Annotated in this window: 15 protein-coding genes; 2 read left to right on the top strand and 13 right to left on the bottom strand. The window is 54.4% G+C overall.

The window, feature by feature from the left end; all coding sequences use genetic code 11:
• The first annotated feature begins 100 nt into the window (after positions 1-100).
• Positions 101-952, top strand: a complete 852-nt coding sequence (sseA, locus tag HVZ37_RS16265) for a 3-mercaptopyruvate sulfurtransferase (RefSeq protein WP_181627735.1) — start codon at positions 101-103, stop codon at positions 950-952.
• 509 nt (positions 953-1461) lie between these two features.
• On the opposite strand, the gene sseB is transcribed toward sseA, so the two are convergent.
• From sseB to trmJ, 11 genes are all read right to left on the bottom strand, one after another.
• Positions 1462-2238 (bottom strand): enhanced serine sensitivity protein SseB, encoded by a 777-nt coding sequence (sseB, locus tag HVZ37_RS16270; RefSeq protein WP_054176541.1) that lies wholly within the window; start codon positions 2236-2238, stop codon positions 1462-1464.
• A gap of 107 nt (positions 2239-2345) precedes the next feature.
• Positions 2346-3629: an aminopeptidase PepB gene (gene pepB / locus HVZ37_RS16275; protein WP_181627736.1), complete on the bottom strand. Its 1284-nt coding sequence runs from the start codon at positions 3627-3629 to the stop codon at positions 2346-2348.
• A 53-nt stretch (positions 3630-3682) separates the two neighbouring features.
• Entirely contained in the window at positions 3683-3883 is a 201-nt protein-coding gene (iscX, locus tag HVZ37_RS16280) for a Fe-S cluster assembly protein IscX (protein WP_181627737.1), read from the bottom strand.
• An 11-nt stretch (positions 3884-3894) separates the two neighbouring features.
• Positions 3895-4230: an ISC system 2Fe-2S type ferredoxin gene (gene fdx, locus HVZ37_RS16285; RefSeq protein WP_042999822.1), complete on the bottom strand. Its 336-nt coding sequence runs from the start codon at positions 4228-4230 to the stop codon at positions 3895-3897.
• Between the two features lies 1 nt (position 4231).
• Positions 4232-6082 carry a Fe-S protein assembly chaperone HscA gene (gene hscA / locus HVZ37_RS16290; RefSeq protein ID WP_044253086.1) on the bottom strand — a complete coding sequence of 617 codons (1851 nt, stop codon included), beginning with the start codon at positions 6080-6082 and terminating at the stop codon, positions 4232-4234.
• Positions 6083-6097: 15 nt separating this feature from the next.
• A complete protein-coding gene (gene hscB / locus HVZ37_RS16295) occupies positions 6098-6613 on the bottom strand; it encodes a co-chaperone HscB (protein ID WP_042999820.1) in 516 nt (171 codons plus the stop codon).
• Between the two features lie 76 nt (positions 6614-6689).
• Positions 6690-7013, bottom strand: a complete 324-nt coding sequence (gene iscA, locus HVZ37_RS16300; RefSeq protein ID WP_003037681.1) for an iron-sulfur cluster assembly protein IscA — start codon at positions 7011-7013, stop codon at positions 6690-6692.
• A gap of 19 nt (positions 7014-7032) precedes the next feature.
• A complete protein-coding gene (gene iscU / locus HVZ37_RS16305; RefSeq protein ID WP_002913991.1) occupies positions 7033-7419 on the bottom strand; it encodes a Fe-S cluster assembly scaffold IscU in 387 nt (128 codons plus the stop codon).
• 25 nt (positions 7420-7444) lie between these two features.
• Positions 7445-8659: a cysteine desulfurase gene (gene iscS / locus HVZ37_RS16310; RefSeq protein WP_042999818.1), complete on the bottom strand. Its 1215-nt coding sequence runs from the start codon at positions 8657-8659 to the stop codon at positions 7445-7447.
• Between the two features lie 236 nt (positions 8660-8895).
• A complete protein-coding gene (iscR, locus tag HVZ37_RS16315; RefSeq protein WP_042317591.1) occupies positions 8896-9387 on the bottom strand; it encodes a Fe-S cluster assembly transcriptional regulator IscR in 492 nt (163 codons plus the stop codon).
• Positions 9388-9560: 173 nt separating this feature from the next.
• The gene (gene trmJ, locus HVZ37_RS16320; RefSeq protein ID WP_042999817.1) at positions 9561-10292 is read right to left on the bottom strand and encodes a tRNA (cytosine(32)/uridine(32)-2'-O)-methyltransferase TrmJ; all 732 of its coding nucleotides are present in this window, start codon (positions 10290-10292) and stop codon (positions 9561-9563) included.
• A gap of 118 nt (positions 10293-10410) precedes the next feature.
• Between trmJ and suhB the strand changes: the two genes are divergently transcribed.
• Positions 10411-11214 (top strand): inositol-1-monophosphatase, encoded by an 804-nt coding sequence (gene suhB / locus HVZ37_RS16325; RefSeq protein WP_042999816.1) that lies wholly within the window; start codon positions 10411-10413, stop codon positions 11212-11214.
• A gap of 83 nt (positions 11215-11297) precedes the next feature.
• Here the strand turns inward: suhB and HVZ37_RS16330 are convergent, their stop codons facing one another.
• Positions 11298-12278, bottom strand: coding sequence for a nickel/cobalt transporter (locus tag HVZ37_RS16330; protein WP_042999815.1), 981 nt, complete (start codon positions 12276-12278; stop codon positions 11298-11300).
• On the bottom strand, positions 12269-12907 hold the full coding sequence (locus tag HVZ37_RS16335; RefSeq protein WP_229233605.1) for a DUF1007 family protein: 639 nt from the start codon (positions 12905-12907) through the stop codon (positions 12269-12271). Before HVZ37_RS16335 ends, HVZ37_RS16330 begins: the two co-directional genes overlap by 10 nt.
• Positions 12908-13267: the final 360 nt, after the last annotated feature.

The following is a 13267-nucleotide window of genomic DNA, read 5'->3' on the forward strand; positions in this document are numbered from 1 at the left end:
AAGAAATGTGGGATCACCGGACAAATCAGCCTCTTTTACTTGTCCCCTGTCGGCAAAGGCCTGACAATTTACCGGACACCTGATAAACATGGAGATCCCCATGACTACCGCCTTTTTTGTCGCCGCCGACTGGCTTGCCGAGCATATTGACGATCCGCAGATTCAAATTATCGACGCCCGCATGGCGCCGCCAGGACAGGAAGACCGCGACGTTGCGCAAGAGTATCGCTCGGGACATATCCCGGGTGCGGTGTTTTTCGATATCGAAGCGCTCTCCGACCACACTTCACCTCTGCCGCATATGATGCCACGCCCGGAAAGCTTCGCCGTGGCGATGCGTGAACTGGGGGTACATCAGGATAAACATCTGATCGTGTATGACGAGGGTAATCTATTCTCCGCCCCGCGCGCGTGGTGGATGCTGCGCACCTTTGGCGTGGAGAACGTGTCCATTCTGGGTGGTGGTCTGGCGGGCTGGCAACGTGATGAGTTGCCGCTACAGGAAGGTAACGTCGAACTCCCGGAAGGTGAGTTTGATGCAGCGTTTACCTCTGAAGCCGTCGTGCGCGTCACCGACGTCCTGCTCGCCAGCCATGAGAAAAGCGCACAGATTGTCGATGCCCGCCCGGCAGCACGTTTTAATGCTGAAGTCGACGAGCCGCGTCCAGGCCTCAGACGTGGTCATATACCCGGCGCCTTAAACGTGCCGTGGACAGAACTGGTTCAGGAAGGCGAATTGAAAACAACCGACGAACTGGATGCCATCTTCTTTCGCCACGGCGTCAGTTTTGATCGTCCGATTATCGCCAGTTGTGGTTCTGGCGTGACGGCAGCCGTCGTCGTGCTGGCGCTTGCGACGCTGGACGTGCCAGACGTCACGTTGTACGACGGCGCGTGGAGTGAATGGGGATCGCGTGCCGATTTACCGGTAGAACCGGCTGACGCTAAATAAATTCTGATGTCTTAGTCAGCTTCGCCCACAAAAAAACCGCTCAAACGTTTGAGCGGTTTTTTTTGTGCTGGTCCGGTTCGCGGCCTTTCCAGCTGGCTGTGTTGCCATAGCAATGCAGGCATGCCGTAGTGGGGTAATACTCTCTTTTAAGGAAGATAATGTCAAGTTAGTTAGCCAGGAAACTATTAGGAAGTTGATGTATCATTCTTCCCGGCCCTTTTCGCCGCCTCGCAAGCGGGCACTGGCTTCAGAAAAGGATGTCCCATGGCCGTTAGCGCAGGCATGTCGTAGTGCTTGCTGTCACGGCATTATCGCCAGTGGTGCTGTCGTGAAGCGGTCTTTGCATGGACCGCACAATGAAGATACGGTACGTCTGTATCGTGCTTCTTGTTTCTGGTGTGTTGTGCCTTCACGCAGACCAGAGTTACCCCAGTAATTCTGTTCTCGTAAAGACCAGCGACCAGGGCAGGTAAACGAGGATGCCGCCTTTCGGGGCGGCTTTCCTTCACTTAAATAATTCGGTTCTGTTTGAAATCACGCAGGAACCCGCCCCAGCGGCGTTCGTAGAACGGCGCGATGTGTTCGGTGATAAAGTGGCTGATCCCTTTCTCCCCTTTTTTCACCTGACAGATATCGATCGGTTCATCGCCCGGTAGCGTATCAGTTGCCACACTGCCCGCAGCCTGAATAATCTCCTCAATATCGCCATCGGCCTCAATACCAATCAGCAGATTTGCCTCAGCGTCCGCGCGCTCTTTAATTGAGCAGAGAAACGCACGCTTCACCGGCTTGATGGTCTTAAACAGCGTCGTGAGCGAATCGATCATCTGTGCTGGTGGTTCGGCCACTTCGGAGAGAATCAGCGATTCCCCACCTTCCAGCACTTCCTGCGTGCTCAGCGGATTGCCCTCTTCCCCCATCAGCAGGCTGATTTCGCGAGGCATAAACTCTTTACCCGTCGGCAATTTGGCGTTGAGGAACAGCGTTTCGCCGAGCGTCATTTCAAACAGCGTCCGTACTGGCATCACCACAAACGCCTGCTCATCTTCGACGGCCTGCTGCAACGCTGCCAGCGAGGTGAAAAAAGGGATAACGGTGGTGCCATCTTCTTTTTCCCAGTGCTGAAGATCGAGCGCGCTGTCTTCGACAATCGCTTCGCCGTCTGCCGCAGTACCAGGTACCCAGACAGTGGATTCCAACAGGGTGCGGAAAAATGCCGGACGGTGTGCGGGTTCAGTCGCCGCCTGCTCCAGCAGGGTTTCTAATTCATTTTTTGTTTCAGACATAGAGATCACAAATAATATATGGATTGTAGGCCTGATAAGACGTATGACGTCGCCATCAGGCAAAATGCCGGGGAGCGCCTCGCTTACCCGGCCTACAAAAATACCCTTCAGGCAGTCAGTAGATTCGCGATTGTACGCACGCCCAAACCGGTCGCCCCGGCAGACCACTGCTCAACCGGCGCTTTGCGATAGGTTGCCGAACAGTCGATATGCAGCCAGCCCTGCTGGTAGTTTTCCACAAAGTGCGACAGGAATCCTGCGGCTGTGCTCGCCCCTGCCGGATACGCCGCGCTGCCGGTATTGTTCAACTCGGCAAAATTAGACGGCAACTGGTTGCGATGAAATTCCGCCAGCGGCAGACGCCAGAACGCCTCGTTTTCTTCGGCTGCGCTTGTCAGCAGGCGGTTCGCCAGTTGGTCATCGAAGCTGAACAGCGCGTGGTAGTCGTTACCCAGCGCGGTTTTCGCGGCTCCGGTCAGCGTCGCAGCATCAATGATCAGCTCTGGCTTCTGCGAGCTGGCGTCAATCAGGCCATCCGCCAGCACCAGACGCCCTTCCGCGTCGGTATTCATCACTTCGACGTTTTTACCGTTGCGATAGTGGATGATATCGCCCAGCTTGAACGCGTTACCGCTGATCAGGTTATCCGCACAGCACAGGTACAGTTTCACGCGTTTGTTCAGACCGCGCGTGATCGCAAACGCCAGCGCGCCGGTTACCGTTGCGGCACCGCCCATGTCGGACTTCATGGAGTCCATAAAGGCACTCTGCTTGATGCTGTAACCGCCGGAATCAAAGGTGATCCCTTTCCCGACCAGGCAAGCAAAAACTGGGGCTTCTTTATCTCCTGTCGGGTTGTAGTCGAGCGCCAGCAGGACCGGAGGACGTTCAGAGCCGCGCCCCACAGTATGCAGCCCCATATAGTTCTGCTCACGCAGATCTTCGCCTTTGGTAATACGGTAAGAGACGTGATCGCACGCCACGCTGCACAGCAGGTCAACGGCACGCTGCGCCAGTTGCTCTGGCCCCAGCTCTTCCGCCGGTGCGTTAATGGTGTCACGCACCCAGTCAATGATGGTCAGACGGTTATCCAGCTCCTGACGCTGTACGTCGTCCAGCTCTGGCCATTCCACTTTTCGGCTGCCTTTCGGCCCTTTGTAGCCCTGCCAGAATGACCAGCAGCGGTCTGCATTCCAGCCCTCGCCTGCCAGTTGCACATGCTTGATGCCAAGGCCGTCGATTTTACGTGCCGCGCGCTGAATAAGACCCAGGTCATCTTTCCCATTAAGGTGCAGGGCAATACCATCGTTATTGATACTGTATGTGGCTTTTTCACCCCAGCGTGCGTCAGCAGGTTGTGTGGAAAGCGTAATTTTCATGGCTTCTGTCATGTTATTTATCCTTATTAGCAAACGGGCCGCCTCATGGCAGCCCGTTATGTGACTTACTCTGCTTCATCTAACCAGACTAGCAGAATCGCCTCCAGAATTTTTTCATTGGATGCTTCAGGGTCGTCATCAAATTCCTCAAGATCGCAGATCCACTGATGAAGATCGGTGAAACGAACGGTCTTTGGATCGAGATCGGGGAACGCATCGTACAGCGCTTCACCGATTTCGCGGCTATCGGTCCACTTCAGTCCCATACTACCCTCTGTTAATGCTCACGAGCATGATTGATTGTGTAACGTGGGATTTCGACTACCAAATCATCCCCGGTTACGCGAGCCTGACAGCTTAAACGGCTCTCCGGCTCCAGTCCCCAGGCTTTATCCAGCATGTCGTCTTCTTCTTCCGTGCTTTCCGGCAGGGAGTCAAAACCTTCACGCACAATGCAGTGGCAGGTCGTACAGGCACAGGATTTTTCGCAGGCGTGCTCAATCTCGATACCGTTGCGCAGCGCAACGTCAAGAATGGTTTCACCGGTCTTAGCTTCCAGAACTGCGCCATCCGGACAGAGATCCTGATGAGGCAAAATAACAATCTTTGGCATATTAAACCTCGTCCACGGAATGGCCTTTCAGCGCGCTACGGACCGACTGATCCATACGACGAGCGGCAAATTCCTGGGTTTGTTTGTCTACGTTTTTAATGGCTTGTTCGATAGCGTCAACATCATCGCCCAGCGCCACTTCGCTCAGGTGCGCGGCGGCATCGTCGATCAATTGACGTTCTGCGGCGCTTAGCAGCGCGGCATCAGCGGTCAGCGCGCCGGTTAAACTCTCCAGCACGCGCGCCGCTTCGACTTTCTGCTCTGCCAGCATACGGGCTTTTACGTCCTGCTCGGCAAAGCTCATCGAATCCTGAATCATTGAGGCAATTTCGCTGTCGGTCAGACCGTAGGACGGTTTCACCTGAATAGAAGCCTCAACGCCGGTGGATTTTTCCATCGCAGTGACGCTCAGCAGACCGTCAGCATCCACCTGGAAGGTCACGCGAATATGCGCGCCGCCTGCCGGGAGCGCCGGAATACCACGCAGGGCAAAGCGCGCCAGCGAACGGCAGTCCTGCACCAGTTCACGTTCACCCTGCATGACGTGGATAGACATCGCGGTCTGGCCGTCTTTGAAGGTAGTAAAGTCCTGCGCGCGCGCCACCGGAATCGTAGTGTTACGCGGAATCACCTTCTCCACCAGGCCGCCCATCGTTTCCAGTCCCAGCGACAGCGGGATCACGTCGAGCAGCAGCATTTCACTGTCCGGTTTATTACCAACCAGAATATCCGCCTGGATTGCCGCGCCAATCGCCACCACTTTATCCGGGTCGATTGACGTCAGCGGCGGGCGACCGAAGAATTCGCCCACACGTTCACGCACCAGCGGTACGCGCGTGGAACCGCCAACCATCACCACTTCCAGCACCTCTTGCGCCTCAACGCCGGCATCTTTCAGGGCACGACGACAGGCCAGCAGCGTACGCTTAACCAGCGCAGAAATGAGTTCATTAAACTGTTCGCGGGTAATCTCGCCCTGCCAGCCCGCCACGTTAATCGTGACTGACTCGGTATCGCTGAGCGCGATTTTCGCCGCGATGGCGGCATCCAGCAGTTCGCGCTGCACGCGGTTATCGCTGCGATCGGCAATTCCCGCCTGTTCACGGATGTAATCCGCCAGCAGGTGGTCGAAGTCATCGCCGCCAAGCGCGGAATCCCCGCCTGTCGCCAACACTTCGAACACCCCGCGACTCAGGCGCAGAATAGAAATATCAAACGTTCCGCCACCGAGGTCATACACTGCAATGACGCCCTCTTTGCCGGAATCCAGACCGTAGGCAATCGCCGCAGCGGTCGGTTCATTGAGCAGGCGCAGCACATGGAGGCCCGCCAGGCGTGCGGCATCTTTGGTCCCCTGACGCTGTGCATCGTCAAAGTACGCCGGTACGGTAATCACCACGCCATCCAAATCGCCGGAAAGCGACTCAGAGGCTCTCGCCGCCAACGCTTTCAGGATATCGGCTGAAACACGGACCGGATTTAGCAAACCCGCCGCCGTTTCAATCATCGGCAAGCCATTTTCACTTGCCTGGAAACGGTATGGCAGATGCGGGTAGCGAGTCTGAATATCCGCCAGTGAACGTCCCATCATGCGTTTCACTGAACTGATAGTATTGGCGGTATCCAGCGCGGCATTAGCGCGCGCATCATAGCCGACCGTGTGGCCCTGTGGCTGATAGTGAACGACGGACGGCAGCAGATGACGACCGTCGTGATCGGCCAGCGTTTCCGCCTGACCGCTACGCACGGTTGCGACCAGAGAGTTGGTGGTCCCGAGATCGATACCCGCAGCCAGACGACGCTGGTGTGGCGCTGCGCTCAGACCAGGCTCACTAATTTGTAATAAGGCCATAATTGCTTCCGAAGTTTAAAAATCGAGCAGTTTTTCTTCGAGTTGTTCTGCACTGCTTCGCAGTTTATCGAGAAAACGCAGTTTACGCACGGTATCGGCCGCGGCGTCCCACGTCTCGCTATCCAGTTGTTCCACCATCAACTGATGGCGGCTATCAAACATCTTTTTCACGCGCTGAATAAACTGTTCCAGCCGCGCCTCGTCTTTCGTCTGTTCGATCTCATCGAGTTCTTCACGCAGTTCCAGTTGTTCCATCAGGAACGCGGTATCGCGCACCGTGTGCTGCTCGTTGCTAAGATCAAAACCGTGTAGCGAAAGCAGATATTCTGCGCGCATCAGGGGATGGCGCAGCGTTTGCCAGGCCTGGTTGATAGTGGCGGATTGCTGGACGGCAGCAAGCTGTTCCGCCTGGGTACCGCTGGCAAATTTATCAGGGTGATACTGGCGTTGCAGATCCTGAAAACGAAGGCTCAGCGCCTGAATATCGAGCGGATAACGGGCCGGTAAGCCAAAGAGGGTGAAGTAGTCCATAACATTCTCAGGGGTAGCCTGTTAGAACAAACCCCACACGTAGCAAGGCCACGGCGGGGTTTTCGGATGACGCGCGTTACACGTGGAAGCTTTCGCCGCAACCACACTCGTCTTTCACGTTCGGGTTTGTGAACTTGAACCCTTCGTTCAGACCTTCTTTCACGAAGTCTAACTGCGTTCCGTCCAGAAATTGCAGGCTTTTTCCATCGACCACAACCTTAACGCCTTTGTCTTCAAACACGGTGTCTTCTGCCGCCGGTTCATCAACAAATTCCAGTACATACGCCATACCTGAGCAGCCGGAGGTTCTCACGCCCAGACGCAGGCCAAACCCTTTACCACGGTTCGCCAGGAAGGTATTTACTCGCGCTGCTGCACTGTCGCTAAGTGTAATCGACATAATAAAACCTCAACTCTTCTTATTTTGCTTCACGTTTGCTTTTGTAGTCCGCAATGGCGGCTTTGATCGCGTCTTCTGCCAGAATAGAACAGTGAATTTTCACTGGCGGCAGCTCAAGCTCATCGGCAATATCGGTATTTTTGATCGCCTGTGCTTCGTCCAGTGATTTCCCTTTCACCCATTCGGTAACCAGGGAGCTGGAGGCGATAGCGGAACCGCAGCCGTAAGTCTTGAAACGCGCGTCTTCAATGATACCTTCATTGTTAACTTTGATCTGCAACTTCATCACGTCGCCACAGGCTGGTGCACCCACCATGCCGCTACCCACGTTCTCGTCGCTGTTGTCAAAAGAGCCCACGTTACGTGGATTCTCGTAATGATCGATTACTTTTTCGCTGTAAGCCATGATGAATTCTCCTTATCGGTACCGATTAATGATGTGACCATTCGATGCTGTTCAGATCCACGCCCTGCTTGTGCATTTCCCACAGCGGAGAAAGGTCACGCAGACGGCCGATAGATTTACGAACCAGTTCGATGGTGTAATCAATCTCTTCTTCGGTAGTAAAACGACCTAAAGAGAAACGAATAGAGCTATGTGCCAGCTCGTCGGTCATTCCCAGTGCGCGCAGCACGTAGGAAGGCTCGAGGCTCGCAGAGGTACAGGCAGAACCGGAAGAGACCGCGAGGTCTTTCAGCGCCATGATCAGCGACTCGCCTTCAACGTAGTTAAAGCTGACGTTGAGGATGTTTGGTGCGCCCTGCTCAAGGTCACCGTTCAGGTAGACTTCTTCCATATCTTTCACGCCGTTCCACAGACGGTTACGCAGACCGCGCAGACGCGCCATCTCGGTTTCCATCTCTTCTTTCGCGATGCGATAGGCTTCGCCCATACCGACGATCTGGTGGACAGGCAGCGTACCGGAACGCATGCCACGCTCGTGACCGCCGCCGTGCATCTGTGCCTCAATGCGAATACGCGGTTTACGACGAACGTACAGCGCGCCGATCCCTTTCGGGCCATAAATTTTGTGACCGGAGAAGGACATCAGGTCAACTTTCAACTGGCTCAGATCGATAGGCAGTTTGCCCACGCTCTGGGTGGCGTCAACATGATAGATGATGCCGCGAGCACGGCACATTTCGCCGATAGTCGCGATATCCTGTACCACGCCGATTTCGTTATTCACGTGCATGATGGAAACCAGGATGGTGTCGTCACGCATCGCCGCTTCCAGTTCTTTGAGATCGATAATCCCGTTGCTCTGCGGCGCCAGGTAGGTCACTTCAAACCCTTCACGCTCCAACTGACGGCAGGTATCCAGTACCGCTTTGTGCTCGGTTTTACTGGTGATAATGTGCTTGCCTTTTTTCTGATAAAAGTTGGCTGCACCTTTGATCGCCAGGTTGTCGGACTCAGTCGCACCGGAAGTAAAGACGATTTCACGAGGATCGGCACCCACCAGATCGGCAATCTGATTACGGGCGATATCAACCGCCTCTTCAGCCTGCCAGCCGAAACGGTGTGAACGGGAGGCCGGGTTACCAAAGGTTCCGTCCAGTGTCAGGAACTGCATCATTTTCTCGGCAACACGCGGGTCCACCGGCGTGGTTGCGGAGTAGTCGAGATAAATCGGTAATTTCATTGCTCTATAAACTCCGTACATCGCTTCAATGCAAGGAGTCAGGCAACCGGCTGGATGTACGACCGTGTTAACGGAGCGCAAACGCTCCGGCCTGACTCGAAAATCTTCTTATCGTTAACCTAACTGTTTCGCGTTTCAGCAAGGCGGTAAACATGCGAATCCCCGAGAGCTTACAAAAGTAAGCGGGGTGAACATGTGCAGCCAACGCAGATGCAACCCGAAACAGGACGGTTAAATTAAGCGCGTAACTTAACGTCAATCGCGTCTTGTGCACGATTTGTGCGTGGAGCGTCGTGGCTGTGCTGGCGACCAGACACATCCAGGACTTCCTGGTTATTCACCAGTTCACCTAACGTAATGTTGTTGAGGAAACCGGTCAGACGGTCGCTCAGATCGCGCCACAGCGCGTGGGTCAGGCATTTATCGCCGCCCTGACAACCGCCTTTGCCCTGACAACGTGTCGCATCTACCGACTCGTCAACAGCGCTAATCACTTCACCGACTGCAATACTGCCGGCATCTTTACCCAGCAGATAACCACCGCCTGGCCCACGTACGCTGGACACCAGACCATTTTTACGCAAACGGGAGAACAGCTGTTCCAGATAAGAAAGGGAAATTCCCTGACGTTCAGAAATATCAGCCAACGGTACCGGGCCCGCTTCGGAGTTGAGCGCAACGTCCAACATTGCGGTCACGGCATAACGCCCTTTAGATGTCAGTCTCATGTCTTACTTAGCCTCAAACTCGCCCCTGCCCGGGGTTTTTTATTGTAAAATGGGGGTATTGCATAGCAGGGCCAAGTCTGACATTCCCGACTAAATCAGTCAACTATTTACTTGACTGTTTTAGTCAGGTATTTAACCTTCAGTGCCATTTTGCTTTGCCAGCTGGTTTGCACTTACTTGTCTTTATTCTGCTGCTCAATAGAAGCAAGCATTCCACGCAGAATATTCAGCTCCTGGCTCTCCGGACGCGCACGCGTAAACAGACGGCGCAACTTGTTCATCACTTGTCCCGGATGGTTTTCACGGATAAACCCCGTCGACAGCAACGTCTGCTCAAGGTGACCGTAAAACCGCTCCAGATCGTCTACCAGCGGGTACGGTGCTTCTTCATGCACGACCGCATCAGGATTTTGCTGCGTCGCCAGCCAGGCCATGCGCACTTCATACGCGATGACCTGTACCGCCATTGCCAGGTTCAGCGAACTGTATTCCGGGTTCGCCGCAATCGCGACATGGTAATGGCATTTTTGCAGCTCGTCATTGGTCAGCCCAACGCGTTCACGACCAAACACAAGCGCCACGGGGGTATTTGCCGCTTCCGCTACGCTTTTTAAACCGCATTCGCGCGGGTCAAGCATCGGCCACGGCAGCGTACGCGAACGCGCGCTGGTCCCGACCACCAGGCTGCATCCGGCCAGCGCTTCATCGAGGGTATCGACGATCTGCGCATTGCCGATCACATCACTGGCCCCTGCCGCCAGGGCGATGGCCTGGGAATCAGGTTTCACGAGCGGGTTCACCAGCCACAGGTTGGTTAACCCCATTGTTTTCATGGCGCGGGCAACAGAGCCCATATTGCCGGTGTGAGACGTTTCCACCAGCACGATTCGAATATTTTGCAGCATTGTCTTTCTTCAGCTAAAGATTATTCAGCCATATTATCATAAATCGAAGACATATTCCGATCTCGCTGCTATACTCTGCGCCGTTTTCCCGTTCTTTAACATCCAGTGAGAGAGACCGATGCATCCGATGCTGACCATCGCCGTGCGCGCAGCGCGCAAGGCGGGTAATGTAATTGCCAAACACTACGAAACGCCTGACTCAGTAGAAACCAGCCAAAAAGGCAGCAATGATTTCGTGACCAACGTCGATAAAGCCGCTGAAGCGATTATTATCGAAACGATCCGCAAATCTTACCCGCAGCACACCATCATCACCGAAGAAAGCGGTGAACATGAAGGTACCGATCAGGATGTTCAATGGGTTATCGATCCACTGGATGGCACCACCAACTTCGTAAAACGTCTGCCGCACTTCGCAGTTTCCATCGCCGTACGTATTAAAGGCCGCACTGAAGTCGCCGTGGTTTACGATCCGATGCGTAATGAACTGTTCACCGCAACCCGCGGTCAGGGCGCACAGCTGAATGGTTACCGTCTGCGCGGCAGCAATGCGCGTGACCTGGACGGCACTATTATCGCGACCGGCTTCCCGTTCAAAGCCAAACAGCACGCCACCTCTTACATGAATATCCTCGGCAAAATGTTTACCGAGTGTGCTGACTTCCGTCGCACCGGTTCTGCTGCGCTGGATCTGGCCTATGTTGCCGCTGCGCGCGTTGACGGTTATTTCGAAATTGGTCTGCGTCCGTGGGATTTCGCCGCGGGTGAACTGATCGCCCGTGAAGCTGGCGCTCTGGTCTGCGACTTTACCGGTGGTCACAACTACATGACGACCGGCAACATCGTGGCGGGTAACCCGCGCGTGGTTAAAGCGATGCTGGCGAATATGCGTGACGAACTGAGCGACGCGCTGAAGCGTTAATCTCAGTACTGCCCGGTGGCGCTAACGCTTACCGGGCCTACGCGAACAGTAGGCCAAATAAGCGCTAACGCCATCCGGCAAAATCAAAACGGTCTTAATCCCCTTCCCACTGGCACCGCACTCACCCACATCACTCCTGCTGCCACCACTAATATCGCGCCACCGGCTAACGCCAGCGTTAACCAACCGACCTGCCGCCATAGTACCGGTGCATGATTGCTGCTCAACCTGACTGCCAGCGTACGAAAACTGTGCACCAGCAGCGCCAGAGAGGTAATCGTCAGCGACGTTCCCGCCGCCATTGCCAGCGCCGAGACTATTCCCCAGCCAAAGACGCCGATGACTTTGCTGAACAGCAGTACCATGATCGCCCCGGAACAGGGACGCATCCCCATCGACAGAATAATCATTAGCCGCGCGCGCCAGTCATCATCGCGGTGGATCTGCTCCGGATTCGGCATGTGCTGATGCCCGCAGCCACAGTTTTCATGGTGCACATGGTGTGGCGTGAAGGCGATAAACCTGGGTTTGCGCAGCAGCGCATGCAGTTTCTTCAGCGCCCGCCAGCAGAGCAAAACGCCCAGAATCCCCACCAGCGCATAGCTCCCCTTCTCCAGCCAGAAACCGCTCAGATGTAACTGTCTCGCCGGCAGTTGCAGGATGCTGAGCACGACCACGACCAGCCCGATTGCCACCAGCCCCTGCAATAACGAAGAAGCCAGCGTCAGCCCGATGCTCGACTTAAGCTTTGAAGGATGGGTCGCCAGCCAGGTGGTGATCACGACCTTTCCATGCCCCGGTCCCAGTGCGTGCAGCACACCATATAAAAAGCTAAACAGCAGCAATGACCCACCCGCCTGGGCTGGACTGGCGGCAACGGCCTTCAGCAATACGCTCATCTGCTGATTCACCTCCCGTTGCCAGACAATACTTTTGATCATCACCTGCGGCCAGGCGTACCACAGCCAGACACCACCGATCGCTGCAATCAGCAAAAACAGCGCCAGCGGCCACAGCGACAGCCAACGCCGTGCGCGAATGCGGGTTGTGGATATTACTGACATGAGACCGTCACCGTCTGTGCAAATTGTTTCCCCAGTTCCATATCCTCCGGAGGCGCGTCTTCTTTATCCAGCGACTGGGCAAAGCTGAGCGATTCTTCGCTCGGCGTCGGTGTGTTCACGGCGATTTCACATTGCTCACGCAACGCCGACGATAGCGTTGCATCGTTATCTTCTTCGTAGCTCATATCGACATAATAAGAGGGATCAAAGGTCGAGAAGGTGTAACGCTGCCCGCTCAATGGTTGCGGTTCGGCAAGCGGCAGCACAAAGGTGAGCACGGCCTGATGCTCAACACGCTCCATGCTATATTCCGTGGGGCGGTTCTTAAATTTAACGCGCCGCCCGTTGTGCCACATTTCGGTAAAGTAATGCTGTCCCAGCACATTCGCCATCACTTCCGCCGCCAGCTTCTTCCAGATTTCAGAACCCGGTTGAGCGTCGCCCGCATCATAGAGCAGATCGGCAGAGGTCAGTTCATCCATTGTCCAGCGCATCTTCAGCGCCACAAAAGTCCCGTTATCGCCGATCACTTCCGTTTTCAGACGAATAAAACTGTGAGGATGTGCACTCACCGTAGACGTCAAAAATGCGAGTAATACCAGCAAAGCGCCGCGTATCATGAATGGTATCAACTCCCCACAAAAACAGGTCGGGCCACGCGAGTCACGATCGTCGTGGCAGGATTGTCCGTGAGAATAACATTGAAATGAGGAATGTTGGGCGCTGATTTCTGGACTCGATTCAGTTCTCAGATTTGCGATTTCGTCGCTGAGGGCGGTACGCCTGCTGCGGTTATTTTCTGTGTGCAATAGCCAATTTGATAATTAATTGTAAAAATAAATAAGCATTTTTCGATAATTATTAACAATTAAATTAACCAAAAAAGCATTTCAATCGTTCAAATTAACTATAATTTAACCATAAAACACCCATAAATTAACAAAAATGGGCATTTATCACATTTATGAAACTTGAGATTCATTACCTCT

The sequence above is a fragment of the Citrobacter sp. RHB35-C17 genome (assembly GCF_013816795.1).
In the GTDB taxonomy this organism is placed as follows: domain Bacteria; phylum Pseudomonadota; class Gammaproteobacteria; order Enterobacterales; family Enterobacteriaceae; genus Citrobacter_A; species Citrobacter_A amalonaticus.

Coding starts and splice junctions, on each gene's coding strand:
- sseA (WP_181627735.1), top strand. CDS start 101: ATGACTACCGCCTTTTTTGTCGCCGCCGACTGGCTTGCCGAGCATATT.
- sseB (WP_054176541.1), bottom strand. CDS start 2,238: ATGTCTGAAACAAAAAATGAATTAGAAACCCTGCTGGAGCAGGCGGCG.
- pepB (WP_181627736.1), bottom strand. CDS start 3,629: ATGACAGAAGCCATGAAAATTACGCTTTCCACACAACCTGCTGACGCA.
- iscX (WP_181627737.1), bottom strand. CDS start 3,883: ATGGGACTGAAGTGGACCGATAGCCGCGAAATCGGTGAAGCGCTGTAC.
- fdx (WP_042999822.1), bottom strand. CDS start 4,230: ATGCCAAAGATTGTTATTTTGCCTCATCAGGATCTCTGTCCGGATGGC.
- hscA (WP_044253086.1), bottom strand. CDS start 6,082: ATGGCCTTATTACAAATTAGTGAGCCTGGTCTGAGCGCAGCGCCACAC.
- hscB (WP_042999820.1), bottom strand. CDS start 6,613: ATGGACTACTTCACCCTCTTTGGCTTACCGGCCCGTTATCCGCTCGAT.
- iscA (WP_003037681.1), bottom strand. CDS start 7,013: ATGTCGATTACACTTAGCGACAGTGCAGCAGCGCGAGTAAATACCTTC.
- iscU (WP_002913991.1), bottom strand. CDS start 7,419: ATGGCTTACAGCGAAAAAGTAATCGATCATTACGAGAATCCACGTAAC.
- iscS (WP_042999818.1), bottom strand. CDS start 8,659: ATGAAATTACCGATTTATCTCGACTACTCCGCAACCACGCCGGTGGAC.
- iscR (WP_042317591.1), bottom strand. CDS start 9,387: ATGAGACTGACATCTAAAGGGCGTTATGCCGTGACCGCAATGTTGGAC.
- trmJ (WP_042999817.1), bottom strand. CDS start 10,292: ATGCTGCAAAATATTCGAATCGTGCTGGTGGAAACGTCTCACACCGGC.
- suhB (WP_042999816.1), top strand. CDS start 10,411: ATGCATCCGATGCTGACCATCGCCGTGCGCGCAGCGCGCAAGGCGGGT.
- HVZ37_RS16330 (WP_042999815.1), bottom strand. CDS start 12,278: ATGTCAGTAATATCCACAACCCGCATTCGCGCACGGCGTTGGCTGTCG.